Source organism: uncultured Dechloromonas sp. (assembly GCF_945957265.1).
Taxonomy (GTDB): Bacteria; Pseudomonadota; Gammaproteobacteria; order Burkholderiales; family Rhodocyclaceae; genus Azonexus.
This window is the reverse complement of the sequence record NZ_CAMFKO010000022.1, coordinates 1-14,941: the sequence shown is the minus strand read 5'-3', so window position 1 is coordinate 14,941 and position 14,941 is coordinate 1. Positions and strand designations below refer to the sequence as shown.

Genomic DNA, 14,941 nt, shown 5'->3' with positions numbered 1-14,941 from the left:
AGCAGGCATGACGCTACCCGAGCTTTGCATCCGCCGGCCGGTGATGACCACCCTGATGATGGTGGCGCTGCTCATCTTCGGCATCATCGGCTACCGTTCGCTGCCGGTTTCCGAGTTGCCGGCCGTCGATTTCCCGACCATTTCGGTCAGCGCCAGCCTGCCCGGCGCCTCGCCGGAAACCATGGCCGCCGCTGTCGCCACGCCGCTCGAAGGCCAGTTCTCGACCATCGCCGGGCTGGATTCGATGACATCGACCAGCGCCCAGGGCTCGACCACCATCACGCTGCAGTTCGCCCTCGACCGCAATATTGACGCCGCCGCACAGGACGTACAGTCGGCCATTTCCGCCGCGCAGCGCAAGCTGCCGCCGAACATGCCGACGCCGCCGTCGTTCCGCAAGGTCAATCCGGCCGATTCGCCGATCTTCTACATCGCGATGTCGTCGCCCACCCTGCCCCTGTCGCTCGTCCACGAATACGCTGAAACCCAGCTGGCGCAACGGCTGTCGACCATCCCCGGGGTTGCCCAGGTGCAGATTTACGGCTCGCAGAAATACGCCGTGCGCGTCCAGGCCAACCCGGATCAGCTGGCGGCGCGCGGCATCGGCATCGACGAGCTGCAGCAGGCCATCGCCCAGGGCAACGTCAACCAGCCGGTCGGCCAGCTCGACGGCAGCCGCCAGACCTTCGCGCTGAAGGACAACGGCCAGCTCGGCAACGCCGCCGCCTACCGGCCGCTCATCGTCAGCTGGCGCAATGGCGCGCCGGTGCGCCTGGAAGACGTGGCGACGCCGGTCGACAGCGTCGAGAACATCCGCATCGCCAGCTGGAACGTGGACAAGCGCGCCATCGTGCTCGCCGTGCAGCGCCAGCCGGGCGCCAACACCATCGAGACGGTCGATGCCATCAAGCGCATCCTGCCCTCCTTCCAGGCCAAGCTGCCGGCGGCGGTGAACATGAACATCCTGTTCGACCGCAGCCACTCGATCCGCCATGCCATCGACGACGTGCAATTCACGCTGGTCCTGTCGGCCGTGCTGGTCATCCTGGTCATCCTGCTCTTCCTGCGCAACCTGTCGGCCACCGTCATCCCCAGCCTGGCGCTGCCCATCTCGGTGGTCGGCACCTTCGCCGCCATGTCGGTGCTCGGCTACAGCCTGGACAACCTGTCGCTGCTGGCGCTGACGCTGTCGGTCGGCTTCGTCGTGGACGACGCCATCGTCATGCTGGAGAACATCGTCCGCCACGTCGAGGCCGGCGAGCCGCCCTTCCAGGCGGCGATCAAGGGAGCGAAGGAGATCGGCTTCACGATCATCTCGATGACCATCTCGCTGATCGCCGTGTTCATCCCGGTGCTCTTCATGCAGGGCATCGTCGGCCGCCTGCTGCACGAATTCGCCGTCACCATCTGCGTCGCCATCCTGGTTTCCGGCTTCGTCTCGCTGACCCTGACGCCGATGCTGTGCAGCCGCTACGTCCGCCACGCCGAGCCGGACTCGCACGGCCGCGTCTTCCAGCTGTTCGAGCGTTTCTTCGCCGCCCTGCTCGCCGGCTACGAAAAAACGCTGAAGCTGGCCATGAGCCACCCGCGCACCGTCCTGGCCAGCTTCGTCGCCACCCTGCTGCTCACCGGATACCTGTTCACCCAGGTACCGAAAGACTTCATCCCGAGCGGCGATTCCGGGCAGATCGTCGCCTTCACCGAAGGCGCGCAGGATGCCTCGTTCGCCTCGATGGTCGCCCACCAGCGCGCCGTCGCCCGGATCGTCGCCGAGGAGCCGGACATCGCCTCCTTCATGTCCTCGGTCGGCGCCGGCGGCATCCGGCCGACCGCCAATACCGGCACGGTGTTCATGATCCTCAAGCCGGCCAGCGAGCGAAAATCGACGCCGGACCAGATCATCCAGCGCCTGCGCCCCAAGCTGGCCGAGGTGCCCGGCATCAAGGTGTACATGCAGAACCCGCCGGTGATCCGCATCGGCGGCCAGATCACCGCCGCGCAGTACCAATACACCCTGCAGGACACCGACCTCGCCGAACTGTACGAGTGGACCGCGACGCTGACCCAGAAGATCCGCCAGCTGCCCGGTTTCGTCGATGTCACCAACAACCTGAGCAACCTCAGCCCGGTCGTCGGCATCGACATCGACCGCGACAAGCTGTCCGCGCTCGGCCTCAGCTTCGGCCAGGTCGAGGACGCGCTGCAGAGCGCCTTCAGCGCCCGCCAGGTGTCGACCATCTACGGCTCGACCGCGCAGTACCAGGTCATCCTCGAAGTCGCCCCCGAATACCAGGCCGACCCGCAGGCCCTGTCGCGCGTCTACGTGCGCGGCAGCGGCAAGCTGATCCCGCTCGACACCGTCGCCCGCTTCACGCGCAAGACGCAGGCGCTGACCGTCAACCATCAGGGCCAGCTGCCGTCGGTCACCATCTCCTTCAACCTGCAGCCCGGCGTCTCGCTGGGCGACGCCGTCGACCGCATCAAGGCGCTGGAGCGGGAAATCCGCGTCCCGGTCTCGCTGAGCACCAGCCTGCAGGGCACGGCGCAGGCCTTCCAGTCGTCGCTGCAAGGCCTCGGCATCCTGCTGCTGGTCGCCGTGCTGGTCGTCTACCTGGTCCTCGGCGTGCTGTACGAGAGCTTCATCCACCCGCTGACCATCCTCTCCGGCCTGCCCTCGGCCGGCCTCGGCGCGCTGATCACCCTCCTTGTCTTCAAGGTCGATCTCAGCCTCTACGCCTTCGTCGGCGTCATCATGCTGATCGGCATCGTCAAGAAGAACGCCATCATGATGATCGACTTCGCCCTGGAAAAGCAGCGCAAGGAGGGCGCAGCGCCAGGCGAGGCCATCTTCCAGGCCAGCCTGGTCCGCTTCCGGCCGATCATGATGACCACCATGGCCGCCCTGGTCGGCACCCTGCCCATCGCGCTGGGCATCGGCGCCGGCGCCGAGGTGCGCCAGCCGCTCGGCCTGGCCGTGGTCGGCGGCCTGATGGTGTCGCAACTGCTGACGCTGTACCTGACGCCGGTCGTCTACCTCTACCTCGACCGCTACACCGACAAATCCGGCCCGGAACCGGCCATCGAGGCAGCGGAAAACCCGGTCAACTGAGTTGTCTCGTGCGGCGTTTAAGCTATAACGAAACCATGTACCGGATACTCCTGCCCCTTCTTGCCGGCCTGCTGCTCATCCAGCCGGCTGGCGCCGACATCTACAAATGCCGCCAGGCGGACGGCAAGACCGTCATTTCCAATTCGCCTTGCCCGGGCGGCAGCGGCACGCTGGCCGTGCGCCCCGACGAGACGGTATCCGAGACCAATCGCCAGCAGGCCGAACGCGACGTCGAACGCATGCGCAATTATGTCGACAAGCGCGAAAGCGCCCAGCGCGCCGACCTGGCCGCCGAGCGACAGGCCCAGAGCCAGAAGCAGGCCGCCACGGCCAACCCGGCACGCAGCTACGGCGACCCCGATGCCTGCCTGCGCGATATCGCCCAGCGCGCGCTCGAAGCCGGCCAGCGGGCACAGCTGGAGGCCGAGTGCCGCAACCTGGTGCGCCCGCCCGAGCCGCCCCAGACGGTTTATGTCCCGGTCTATGGCGCGCCGCCGGTCTATCCCCACTATCCGCGCCCCCAGCCCCAACCGCGGCCGCCGGCACCCCAGGCGCCGGTGACGGCGCCATCGGGCGGCCAGGGCATGGTGATCTGCGCCCCGGGCAAGCCCTGCATTCGCTGAGCACTTGCCGGCCCGCCCGACAAACCGGCATTTTTTCCGACCATGCCTTCCGGAAGGCCATGATTCGATCATAAAATGCTGCCTGTTCGGTCAGCCATCGGGCGACCGGACTTCACGGGGGAACAGGGTGGGCATACTTGACCAGATCCGGGCCTTGCTCGGACAAAGCGAAGCGAAGGAGACGACGCTTCCGAACGTCTCGGAGAGCGTTGTGGAGCGGCGCAAGCGAGCCCGCGTCAATGCCCGCGAGGGCACCCGGGTTCTCATCGTCGACGACTCAAAAACCATCGTGACGGCGCTCAGGAAATTCCTGCGCTCGGCCGGCTACGAAACCCTGGAAGCGCTGGATGCCGAATCCGGGCTGGAGCAGCTGCGCGAACACAAGCCGGACCTGATCTTCCTCGATATCGTGCTGCCCGGCATGAATGGCTTCGCCGCGCTGCGCGCCATTCGCCGCGACCCGGCGACACGCGACATTCCGGTCATCATGATGAGCGGCAACGAACAGGCCATGGAGCAATTCTTCGGCACCCGCATCGGGGCCGACGACTTCATGAAAAAACCGTTCTCGCGTTACGAGATTTTCTTCCGCATCGAGCGCCTGCTCGACGACAACCAGGTGCCTCGCCGCGCCATTGCGGCGGGCGAGCAGCGCGCCGCCGAAGTCGCCGGAACGCACTGAGCGCGGCGGGCCTTCGGCGCGCGCCGAAAGCCCTTACAACCTCACTCAGCGGTTTCGTGCTGGCTGCCGTCCTTGCTCTGGCTGCCCAGCATCAGTTCGGTGTTCTCGCTGAGCGCGAAGAAAAAGGCTTCGACCGCCTTGGGATCGCCGGAAGCGGCGAACGTGGTGTGGCCGCACTCGCACTGGCCGACCCAGATCGCCTCGAGGCCGCGCAGACCGCGCGTGCTGACCGGATTGATCTGCGTCACGTCGGCGCTGCAATGGTTGCAGACCAGCTTTTCCGGGCGTGTCGCCTCGATCTTGGCCTGCGCCTGTTCGACCCGCTGCGCCAGCGTGCCACGCTGTTTGGCTTGTCCCATGTTCATCTCCCCTGTCGATCAAAGGCGAGCAGGATACAGGAGTTTCCCGCGGCCGACGTCGCGCCCGCTCACGCCAGCATTTCGGCGAAGCGGTGGCAACGCCTGCCATCCGCCTTGGCCTGATACATGGCCAGGTCGGCGCTGCGAATGATGCTGTCCGGCGTGTTGGCCAGCCCGGCTCGCGGAAAAAGGCAGATGCCGATGCTGGCGCTCAGTTCGTGGCGCCCCGGCAGCTCGGGAATCGGTTGCTCGATCACCGCGATCAGTTTCTCGGCCAGATGCGCGGCGCTGTCGCAGGAGCCGATATCCTGAATGAGGACGAAAAACTCGTCGCCGCCAATGCGCGAAATGGTATCCGTCTCGCGCATCACCGATTCGAGCCGACGGGCGACGCTACGCAGGACGATGTCGCCATGGTCGTGGCCCAGGCGGTCGTTGATGTTCTTGAAGCCGTCCAGATCGACGAAAAACCCGGCATGGCGCGCCTGGTCGCGCCGCGCCAGCGCCAGCGCCTGGTTGATGCGGTCGTCGAGCAGATCGCGATTGGGCAGGCCGGTCAGGCGATCATGCAGCGAGCGGTTGAGGTGCAACTGACGTTCGTCGTCGAGCTGCACTTCGCGCAAGAACAGCTGCCGACGGTGGAACTCGGCCAGATAGCCGGCAGCCCCGCCGATCAGGTTGGCCGAGATCAGGAAGAAATTCTGGCTGAGCAGCACTGCTTCGGGAAACTCCCGGACGACGCCGAACAAGACGTTATAGAGCAGCAGCACCGCGACATTGATCAGCAGGGCATGGATGAAGCGGGTACCGAGCAGGTTGTAGGTATAAAACGTCGCCAGCATCATGCCCGGAAAGCAGTAGGCGGCGCTCTCGAGCGGCAGGTACCACAGCATGGCGATCAGGCCCAGCGCCGCCGACAGGCCGACCAGCCCGAGCGGCAGCTGATTGTGCCGGGCGAACCACGGCAGGTAGCTAAGGATCAGCACGCCAAGCGGGACGATCAGCGCCAGCACGCGCACCAGCCACACCTGGCCGAGCAGATTCGCCGGCACGAACAGGTGATCCACCGCACCGTAAAGGAAATAGACGACGGCCCCCAGGATGATCGCCGCCCGGCCCTGCAGGCGCAGTCGCGGCAAGATATGGCGAACGAAGGCCAGCTCCGTGGCGGAGTCGTGGAATCCGAGCGTCAGCAGGTGCATTCTCGTCATTATCGACGCGTCCAGATCGGTCTCTTGTCGGGTGCTTTCGCCGGCCAGGCCAGGCGATACGTGGCCCAGAATAGCACTATGACCGACCGGAACAGCGCGGGTTTCCCCAATATCGCAAGCCCCGCCGATGTGGCAATATGCAGGAATGCATGCCTTGCCCCATCTTGCCGCGGTCGATTGGCTGGCGCTGATCGCCTTCTTTGCCTGCTGGGCAGGCTACGCCTGGTTTTCCGAACATAGCCGCCGGGGCGCCCGCGGACTGATCGGCACCAGCCAGCAGTACCGCCTGCTCTGGGCCTACCGCATGCTGGAACGCGACGTCCGGGTGATGGATTCCACGCTGATCGGCAACCTGGTCAATTCGGTCTCCTTCTACGCCAACACCACCATCTACATCATCGCCGGCCTGGTCGCGGCACTGGGCGCCGCGGACAAGCTCCTCAGCGTCACCGCCGACCTGCCTTTCGGCGGCGCCGGCAACCGCGAGCTGCTCGAGGTCAAGCTGATGCTGCTGCTCGCCAGCTTCGTCTTTGCCTATTTCAAGTTCACCTGGTCCCTGCGCCAGTTCAACCTGCTTTCCATCCTCGTCGGCGCCGCGCCGACCGGCAAGGCGGGCGAAGCCGGCATCGATGGCTATGCGCGGCGGGTGGCGGGCGCCAACAACCTGGCCGGCGACGATTTCAACCGGGGCATCCGCGCCTATTACTTCGGCCTGGCCGCCTCGGGCTGGCTGCTCAGCCCGATGGTGCTTGCCGCGCTCGCCTTGCTCGTGCTCGTCGTGCTTTATCGGCGCGACTACCAGTCGGCGACGCTGGCCATGCTCAGCGCCCCGGACTGAGGCCGTGCGCGCATCGTTCTCGGCGGCCGGCATCGGCTACGGCCTGCTGGCCTACGGCATCTGGGGATTCTTCCCGCTCTACTTCCGGCAGCTGTCGCACGTTCCGCCGATGGATGTGCTGTCGCATCGCGCCGTCTGGGCCTGCGTCTTCGTCGGCCTGCTGCTCACGCTGCGCGGCCGCTGGACCAAGGTTTCCGCCATTCTCAAAACGCCACAACAGCTGGGCATGCTGGCCCTTGCCGCCCTCCTGGTCGGCAGCAACTGGCTGGTCTTCCTGTGGGCCGTGGCCAACCAGCAGGTCGTCGCCTCCAGCCTCGGCTACTTCCTGACGCCGCTGGTCAATATCCTCCTCGGCCTGCTGGTGCTCAAGGAAAGACTCAACCGCCTCGAATGGATATCGGTCGCGCTGGCCGTCGCCGCCATCGGCAACGAGGTGGCGACGCTGGGCAGCCTGCCCTGGGTATCCCTCTTTCTCGCCGGCACCTTCGGCACCTACGGGCTGGTACGCAAGCAGGTGCCGGTCGATGCGCTGTCCGGCCTGTGGCTGGAAACGCTCTGCATGCTGCCGGTGTGCGGCCTCTACGCCCTGTGGATGGCGCAGGCCGGCCATGCCGTCTTTGCCGTCCCTTCCGTAGCGACGGCAGGCTGGCTGGTCGGCGCCGGCATACTGACCGCCCTGCCCTTGATGGCCTTCGCCGCCGCCACGCAACGCCTCGACCTGGCGACCGTCGGCATGCTGATGTACATCAACCCGACCATGCAGTTCCTGACGGCCATCTACCTGTTCGACGAACCGCTGCAAACGGCCCGCCTGATCAGCTTCGGCCTGATCTGGGCCGGCCTCTTCGTCTTCAGCTGGAGCACCTGGCAAAAGTACCGGGCCGCCGCCTGATGTCGCGCGCCCTCCTGTACGCCATCGTCTTCATCGAAGGCTTCTGCTCGCTCGGCGCCGAAGTCATCGCCCTCCGCCGCCTGGTGCCGCATGTCGGCAGTTCCATCGTCGTCACCGCGCCGACCATCGGCTTCTTCCTGCTCGCCCTGGCGCTCGGCTACGCTGCCGGCGCCCGGGTGGCCGCCGACTACCGCCGCATCGTCGCCCGCAATTTCCTGATCGCGGCCCTGCTGGCCGGCGTGGGGCTGGCCGGCGCCAGCGTCGACGGCCTGTTTGCCCACCTGCAGCCGACCTGGTTCGCCTACCTGTGCTTCATCGCCGTTATTCTCTGCCCCCTGGCCTGGCTCCTCGGCCAGACCGTGCCCATCCTGACCAACCTGATGCAGACCGAGCGCAGCGGCGAGGCCAGCGGCATGGCGCTCTACTGGTCGACGCTGGGTTCATTCCTCGGTTCGCTGTCGCTGTCCTTGCTGGTCATGCAGTGGCTGGGGGTTGCCGCGGCGATTCTCGCCTGCTGCGGCGGCCTGCTCGTCGGCGTCCTGCTGCTCGCCGGCCGGCAAGCCGGGATGGCGGCGCTGTCGCTGGCCACCCTGGTCGCGGCCGGTGCGCTGAATATCCGGCAAACGCTGACGGCGGACACCGCCTACGCCGAATACGAAGTCAGCAGCGTGGTGCTCGACGGACAGCTGAATCCGCGCGCCTTCATGGTCAACAAGTCCCTCGCCTCGCTGATCGACGACAGCGAGCCGCCCCGCTACACGCGCTACATCCAGCACCTGCGCAAGATCCTGCTCGACGATCTCGGCTACCGCGAGCGGGACATCCTGGTCCTGGGGGCAGGCGGCTTCACCCTGTCGCACCGGGAGCCGTCCAACCGCTACACCTATGTCGACATCGATCCGAAAATCCGCGATATCGCCGAACGGCATTTCCTGCGGGATACCGTGCGCGGCGAGTTCATCGCCGACGATGCCCGGCGCTTCGTCGCCACCACGGAGCGGCGTTTCGATGCCGTGGTCGTCGATGTCTACAGCTCGCACACCTCGATCCCCAGCCACCTGGTGACCCTCGAATTCTGGGCCGACGCCCGCAAGGTGCTGAAACCGGACGGCGTTCTGCTCGCCAACCTGATCCTCGACGGCAAGCTGGAAACGCCCTACGCCCGCAACCTGCTGAACACCATGGAGCGCGTATTCGGGCGTTGCGCCGTCGATGTGCTGCACAAGGGCAAGCCGCTGGCCAACGTCGAAGTCGCCTGCTTCGCCAGCAGCCGACCGGGCAGCGGCCTGGTCTATAGCGACGAGACGAACCGCGCCGACGTGGATCGCGCGCGCTCTCGCTAAGCCGCGGCTGCCTGACGGCGCCTGAAACCCAGCAGTTCGTTCGCGGCCAGCGCCGAGAGAACCAGCAGGCCACCGCTCAGAACCTGTGACGACGGCGTTTCGCCCCCCCACAGCCAGGCCCAGGTGACGCCGAAGACGACCTCCAGAAGCCCGAGCAGGGCGATCTCGGCAGCCGGCAGTTCGCGGCTCAAGCGCACGACCAGCAGGCATGGCAGCGCCAGTTGCACCACCCCGAGCAAGGCCAGCAAACCGACATCGTGCAACGAAGCCGTCACCGGCCAGGCCAACGGCAAGCTACTCAGCGCCGACAGGCATGCCCCGATCAGCACCGCCGGCATCATGTCGACACGCCGGCGCTGCCCGGCCCCCTGCAGCAGCGTCCAGTTGGCCGCGCCGGCCAGCGCCACGCAGCCGGCGACCAGCGCACCGGCCGGCGAAAAGCCCGGGCCGGCCTCGCCGGCAAACATCCACGCCACCCCGCAACTGGCCAGCATGATGGCCACCCAGGTTGCTCCGGGCAGGTCATAACCCAGGAAGATCCGGGAGAACAAGGCCGTCACCAGCGGCCCCAGAGCCATCACCACCAGCACGTTGGCCACGCTGGTCAGGGTCAGCGCCAGCATGAAGGCGGAGAACATCACGGCCCAGCACACGCCCGACATCCACAACCAGCGATCGCCTTGCCGCAAGCTGTTCCAGAGGCCGTGGCCCTTGGCGGCAAGCAAGCCGGGCAGCAGGCAAAGGGCCGTGAAGAAACTGCGCCAGAAGGTGACCTCGAAGCCGCGTGCCGCCTCGAGATGGCGCGTGACGACGCCGGCAATGCTCCACAGGAGCGTCACCAGCACCATCAGCAACATGGCCCGGCGGTGCGTCATCGCTCAGGACAGGCGGCGTCTGGCCTCGAACAGGCAGACGCCCGCCGCCACCGAGACATTGAGACTCTCGACACTGCCATGCATGGGAATCTTGACCAGCTGGTCGCAATTTTCGCGGGTCAGGCGGCGCATGCCTTCGCCCTCGGCCCCCATCACCCAGGCGGTCGCCTTGGGCCATTCGGCGGCATAGAGATCGCTTTGCGCTTCGCCGGCGGTGCCGATGACCCAGATGTCGCGCTCCTGCAACTCGCGCAGCGTACGCGCCAGGTTGGTGACCATCACGTAGGGAACCGTCTCGGCGGCCCCGCAGGCCGTCTTGGCAGCCACATCGGTCAGGCCGACGGCGCGATCCTTGGGCGCGATGACGGCATGGACGCCGGCGGCATCGGCCACGCGCAGGCAGGCGCCGAGGTTGCGCGGATCGGTGATGCCGTCGAGAACGAGCAGGAAGGCCGGCTCCTCCAGGGTATCGAGCACATCGTCGAGATGGGCCACCTTGCGCCCGCCCTCAATGCGCGCCACCACGCCCTGGTGCTTGCCGTCCGGCGCCATGCCGTCAAGCCGCTTGCCGTCGGTGGCAATGACGCGAATGCCCTGCAACTCGGCATGCTGGAGCAGGTCGCGGGCGCGGGCATCCTGGCGCGTCGCATCAACCATGATTTCCTTGATCGAACCCGGATCATGGCGAAGTTTGGAAATGACGGCGTGAAAGCCGTAGATCAGGCGGGAAGTCATGGCTGCTTTCGAAATTCGGGATGGCGGATTCTACCGCGCCGGAGACCCGGCCCGGAAACCGCAAGCGGCTGACGGTCAGCGGTCGTTCGGCTGGAGCTGCGGTTCGTAGCGGGCAATCCAGCGCAACAGCAACATGTCGTGCAGGGCGATGTGATTGGTCACCCAGCGCGCCAGCAGGACATCGAGTTCGCGGATGCGGCGCACCACATGCCGCGTGTCGAGCGTCGAAACGATCTGCTGCACCTTGGCCGCGATTTCCGCATGATCCTCGATATGCGCCTCGCAAACCGCCCGGTCGATGACCAGCAACATCGAATTGCGAATGATTTCCTCTTCGCTCCTGAAATGATCCAGGATGAAGGCAAACACATCCCCCAACAGGCCAACCAGATTGTTTTCGCAACGTGCCTGCTGCACATGACCGCAGCCATGGCAGTCCTCGAAATCCGTCACGTTCTTGCAAACGCGCTGCAGATTCGCGATGGCATCGATCAGAAAGCGGTGCTCCATGTCGATCAGCCGGTGGCCGGTAACCAGCTGGGGCGGCAGAACGCCCGTGCTCCGCCAGTACGCGATGATGTCCGGAAGCTCGCCGACGCTCGCCCCTTCCCCGGATGGGAGTGGAGCCGTTCGTTGCTTCGTCATCGCAGTCCCTCTCATTGCAAACGTTACATTGTATGCACAATTGCCCGGTGGCAATGTAAAGAAGTGTCAATCGACGAGATCCCCGAGCGACCTGCCCCGGCCCGCCAGCGCCGCGTGACGAAGCCGACGGTGGCAAGCGGAAACTCAGGTTTTGGGCGATACTGCCGATAATGATCCATCGGCATGGAACAGGAGATCAGGTGCTTCCGGAAAACCAGAAACGCTGGGGTGTCGATCAATGGGCTGCCTATTTGAGCAACCATGACCTGCCCTGCATGCCGCGCTCCAAAACGCGTCTGATCGAACTGGAGGCCGCGCAGGGCGAAAAGCTGGCAGCGCGAGACCTGGCCGACATTGCCGCCGCCGACCCCTTCCTGTGCCTGAGACTCCTGCGCGAAGCCGAAGCCCATCGCGTGCAACGGCTCGGACACGACACCACCACGCCGCTCGCCGCCGTCATGCAACTGGGAACGGATACCTTTCACAAACTGTTGCTGAACTGTCCGGAGACCGACGAGTCGGCATCCGGGCTGGCCGAATGCGAGGCACGCTCCCACCTCGCCAGCCGTCTCGCCCTGCGCTGGGGAGCGGCGCGTGCCGACATCTCTCCCGACGAAATCGCGATGGCGGCCCTGCTCTCCGAGACGGGCGAACTGCTGCTCTGGTCCTTTGCGCCGGATGTTCCGAAAAACGCCCTGGCCGCGCTGCACTCCGGGCAGTCGCCGCGTTCCATCCAGGCCCAGCTCGACACCTGCGGCTTCCGCTTCAAGGACCTGACCCTGAAATGCGCCACCATCTGGCACCTTCCATCCCTGCTGACCCAGCTGATCCGCGGCATCGACAATACCCGATCCAACCTGTCGCGGCTGTGCGTCGACACCGCCCGGCACCTCCTGGCCGAAGGCAGCACCAGTCCGGCGCTCCCCTCGGACATCGCCGAAGCCAAGCACATCATCCCCGGCGCCACCCTTGAATGGCTGGCCGAACAGCTGCCGGGCATCGACGAAACACAAATTCCCCACATCGTCGCCAAGGCGGCGGACCTGCTCGATCCGACCCACCATTGACGACGCAGCGGCGTTCAGCGCCGCTTCGCCGGCGCCTTGGCGGACGTCTTACGGGAGGCCGGCTTGGCTTTCGGAGCCGCAGCCTTCTTCGCCCCGGCCTTGGGAGTTGCCTTGGGAGTTGCCTTGGGAGTTGCCTTGGGAGTTGCCTTGGGAGTTGCCTTGGGGACTGCCTTGGGGACTGCCTTGGGCGCGGCCTTGACGGCCACCTTGCGGGGCTTTGCCTTGGCTGCCGGCTTGTCCTCGACCCGGCGCGGCGTCGCCGCAGCCTTCGGCGCGGCAGTTTTGCCCGCCGGCTTCTTCGCTAGCGCCCCACGCAGCTCCTGGGCAAGCACGAAATCGATACGGTTCGACTCCAGATCGGCCCGGACCAGCTTCACCCGCACCCGGTCGCCCAGGCGGAAGCGCTGCCCGGTCCGCTCGCCCAGCATCTGGTGCTTGATGTTGTCGAACTGGAAGTAATCCGAGCCGAGTTCGGACACATGGACCAGGCCTTCGATGTAGATGGCGTCGAGCGCCACGAAGATGCCGAAGGCGGTCACCGCCGAGATCGTGCCGTCGAACTCCTCGCCGATGCGTTCCTTCATGAAGAAGCACTTCAGCCAGTTCTCGACGTCGCGCGTCGCCTCATCGGCGCGGCGCTCGGTGGCCGAGCACTGCAGGCCGATATCGTCCCATTCGCGCTCCGGAACGTATTGCTCGCCGGCCAGCGCGGCCTTGATGGCGCGATGGACCAGCAGGTCGGGATAGCGCCGGATGGGCGAGGTGAAATGGGTGTAGTGCTCGTAGGCCAGGCCGAAATGGCCGACGTTGTCCGGGCTGTACATGGCCTGCTTCAGCGAACGCAGCATGACCGTCTGCAGCAGCTGGAAATCCGGACGCTGCTTGACCTTTTCGAGCAGGATGCCGTAGTCCTTGGCGCGCGGATCGTCGCCGCCGCCCAGGGCGAGGCCGAATTCGCCAAGGAAGGCGCGCAGGTTCTGCAGCTTGTCCTCCGACGGCCCTTCGTGGATGCGATACAGGCAGGTCTGCTTGTGCTTCTCGAGGAAGGCCGAGGCGCAGACGTTGGCGGCCAGCATGCACTCCTCGATGATGCGGTGCGCGTCGTTGCGCACGACCGGCACGATGTTCTCGATCTTGCTCTGGTCGTCGAACAGCATCATCGTCTCGGTCGTCTCGAAATCGATGGCGCCGCGCTCGGCCCGCGCCTTGTGCAGGGCGCCGAACAGCTTGTACAGGTTCTGCACGTGCGGCAGGACGGCCTGGTGCGCCTCGCTTTCCGGCTTCTTCTCGCCGGACAGCCAGGACCACACCAGGTTGTAGGTCAGCCGGGCATGCGAGCGGAACACCGCCGGGTAGAAACGGTACTTGCCGATCTTGCCCGCCGCGCTGATCTCCATGTCGCACACCATGGCCATCCGCTCGACATCGGGGTTCAGCGAACAGATGCCGTTCGACAGCTTCTCCGGCAGCATGGGGATGACCCGGCGCGGGAAATACACCGAATTGCCGCGCTCCAGCGCCTCGCGGTCGAGCGCCATGCCCGGCTTGACGTAATGCGACACGTCGGCGATCGCCACCACCAGGCGCCAGCCGCGACCCTTCTTCTCGCAGAACACGGCGTCGTCGAAGTCGCGTGCCGTCTCGCCGTCGATGGTCACCAGCGGCAGCTCGCGCAGATCCTCGCGCCCCTTCAGGTCGAGCTTGCGCACCTTGTCCGGCAGCTTCTTGTTCTCGTCCAGCGCGGCCTTCGAAAACTCGAAGGGCAGGTCGTGCTTGCGCAGCGCGATCTCGATCTCCATGCCCGGATCGGCATAGTTGCCGAGCACCTCGATGATCCTGCCGATCGGCTGCGAGAACTTGCTCGGCTGCTCGATGATCTCGACCATCACCACCTGCCCGGACTGCGGCTTGTCCTTGGCCTTCTTCTCGGGCGGCACCAGGATGTCCTGCGAAATGCGCTTGTTCTCCGGCACCACGACGACCACGCCGTGCTCGACGAAGACCCGGCCGACCACCCGCGTATTCACCCGCTCGGTCACCTCGACGATGCTGCCCTCCGGGCGCCCCTTGCGGTCGATGCCGACGACCCGGACCAGGGCCCGGTCGCCGTGCAGCACCTTGCCCATCTGGTGCTGGTCGAGAAAGATGTCGGCACTGCCGTCGTCGGGAATCAGGAAGCCGAAGCCATCGGGATGCCCCTGGATCTTGCCCGGCGTCAGGCTGGCCCGCTCGGGCAGGATGTAGCCGCCCTTGCGGTTGCGCATCAGCTGCCCTTCCCGCTCCATGGCGCCCAGCCGGCGCTGGAACATGTCGCGCTCGCTGCCGGCGATGTCGAGCAATTCGGTCAATTCGACGAAACTGAGCGGCCGCCCCTCGTCGGCGAGCATCTGCGAAACATACTCGCGCGACGGCAGCGGAAAATCATAGCGCGCCGACTCGCGCTCGAAAAAGGGATCGGCCCGGCGGACCTTGGACAGCTTCTTTCTTGACATTAACGGTATTTCCTCTAAAATGCGCGCTCTTCGCATCTGTGCCCAGGTGGCGGAATTGGTAGACGCACTA

At 65.8% G+C, this 14,941-nt stretch carries 13 protein-coding genes; 7 read left to right on the top strand and 6 right to left on the bottom strand.

Going from position 1 to position 14,941, the window contains the following annotated elements; genetic code table 11:
* Nucleotides 1–7 precede the first annotated feature (7 nt).
* The 3 genes from Q0P59_RS12410 (at nt 8) to Q0P59_RS12400 (ending at nt 4,414) form a co-directional block, all read left to right on the top strand.
* Nucleotides 8–3,109, top strand: a complete 3,102-nt coding sequence (locus Q0P59_RS12410) for an efflux RND transporter permease subunit (protein WP_295006776.1) — start codon at nt 8–10, stop codon at nt 3,107–3,109.
* A 35-nt stretch (nt 3,110–3,144) separates the two neighbouring features.
* Nucleotides 3,145–3,732, top strand: a complete 588-nt coding sequence (locus Q0P59_RS12405; protein WP_295006775.1) for a DUF4124 domain-containing protein — start codon at nt 3,145–3,147, stop codon at nt 3,730–3,732.
* A gap of 127 nt (nt 3,733–3,859) precedes the next feature.
* Nucleotides 3,860–4,414, top strand: coding sequence for a response regulator (locus Q0P59_RS12400; protein ID WP_295006774.1), 555 nt, complete (start codon nt 3,860–3,862; stop codon nt 4,412–4,414).
* Between the two features lie 41 nt (nt 4,415–4,455).
* Here the strand turns inward: Q0P59_RS12400 and Q0P59_RS12395 are convergent, their stop codons facing one another.
* Together Q0P59_RS12395 and Q0P59_RS12390 are read right to left on the bottom strand one after the other, a co-directional pair.
* Nucleotides 4,456–4,773 (bottom strand): hypothetical protein, encoded by a 318-nt coding sequence (locus tag Q0P59_RS12395; protein WP_295006773.1) that lies wholly within the window; start codon nt 4,771–4,773, stop codon nt 4,456–4,458.
* 68 nt (nt 4,774–4,841) lie between these two features.
* Complete coding sequence (locus Q0P59_RS12390; RefSeq protein ID WP_295006772.1) at nt 4,842–5,984, bottom strand: GGDEF domain-containing protein; 1,143 nt, start codon at nt 5,982–5,984, stop codon at nt 4,842–4,844.
* A 145-nt stretch (nt 5,985–6,129) separates the two neighbouring features.
* Here Q0P59_RS12390 and Q0P59_RS12385 point away from each other — a divergent pair, with 145 nt between their 5' ends.
* Genes Q0P59_RS12385 through Q0P59_RS12375 form a run of 3 tightly spaced genes read left to right on the top strand, consistent with a single transcriptional unit; the run spans nt 6,130 to nt 9,057 of the window.
* A complete protein-coding gene (locus tag Q0P59_RS12385; RefSeq protein WP_295006771.1) occupies nt 6,130–6,822 on the top strand; it encodes a DUF599 domain-containing protein in 693 nt (230 codons plus the stop codon).
* A 4-nt stretch (nt 6,823–6,826) separates the two neighbouring features.
* On the top strand, nt 6,827–7,714 hold the full coding sequence (gene rarD, locus Q0P59_RS12380) for an EamA family transporter RarD (RefSeq protein ID WP_295006770.1): 888 nt from the start codon (nt 6,827–6,829) through the stop codon (nt 7,712–7,714).
* Nucleotides 7,714–9,057, top strand: a complete 1,344-nt coding sequence (locus Q0P59_RS12375) for a fused MFS/spermidine synthase (RefSeq protein WP_295006769.1) — start codon at nt 7,714–7,716, stop codon at nt 9,055–9,057. Before rarD ends, Q0P59_RS12375 begins: the two co-directional genes overlap by 1 nt.
* On the opposite strand, the gene Q0P59_RS12370 is transcribed toward Q0P59_RS12375, so the two are convergent.
* The 3 genes from Q0P59_RS12370 to Q0P59_RS12360 all read right to left on the bottom strand — a co-directional run bounded on the left by Q0P59_RS12370 (nt 9,054) and on the right by Q0P59_RS12360 (nt 11,312).
* On the bottom strand, nt 9,054–9,932 hold the full coding sequence (locus Q0P59_RS12370; RefSeq protein WP_295006768.1) for a DMT family transporter: 879 nt from the start codon (nt 9,930–9,932) through the stop codon (nt 9,054–9,056). The two genes, Q0P59_RS12375 and Q0P59_RS12370, sit on opposite strands and share 4 nt — an antisense overlap.
* 3 nt (nt 9,933–9,935) lie before the next feature.
* Nucleotides 9,936–10,667: a 23S rRNA (guanosine(2251)-2'-O)-methyltransferase RlmB gene (rlmB, locus tag Q0P59_RS12365; protein WP_295006767.1), complete on the bottom strand. Its 732-nt coding sequence runs from the start codon at nt 10,665–10,667 to the stop codon at nt 9,936–9,938.
* Between the two features lie 75 nt (nt 10,668–10,742).
* A complete protein-coding gene (locus Q0P59_RS12360; protein WP_295006766.1) occupies nt 10,743–11,312 on the bottom strand; it encodes a hemerythrin family protein in 570 nt (189 codons plus the stop codon).
* A gap of 200 nt (nt 11,313–11,512) precedes the next feature.
* Between Q0P59_RS12360 and Q0P59_RS12355 the strand changes: the two genes are divergently transcribed.
* The gene (locus Q0P59_RS12355; protein WP_295006765.1) at nt 11,513–12,379 is read left to right on the top strand and encodes an HDOD domain-containing protein; all 867 of its coding nucleotides are present in this window, start codon (nt 11,513–11,515) and stop codon (nt 12,377–12,379) included.
* 14 nt (nt 12,380–12,393) lie between these two features.
* On the opposite strand, the gene rnr is transcribed toward Q0P59_RS12355, so the two are convergent.
* A complete protein-coding gene (rnr, locus tag Q0P59_RS12350; protein WP_295006764.1) occupies nt 12,394–14,871 on the bottom strand; it encodes a ribonuclease R in 2,478 nt (825 codons plus the stop codon).
* Nucleotides 14,872–14,941 lie beyond the last annotated feature (70 nt).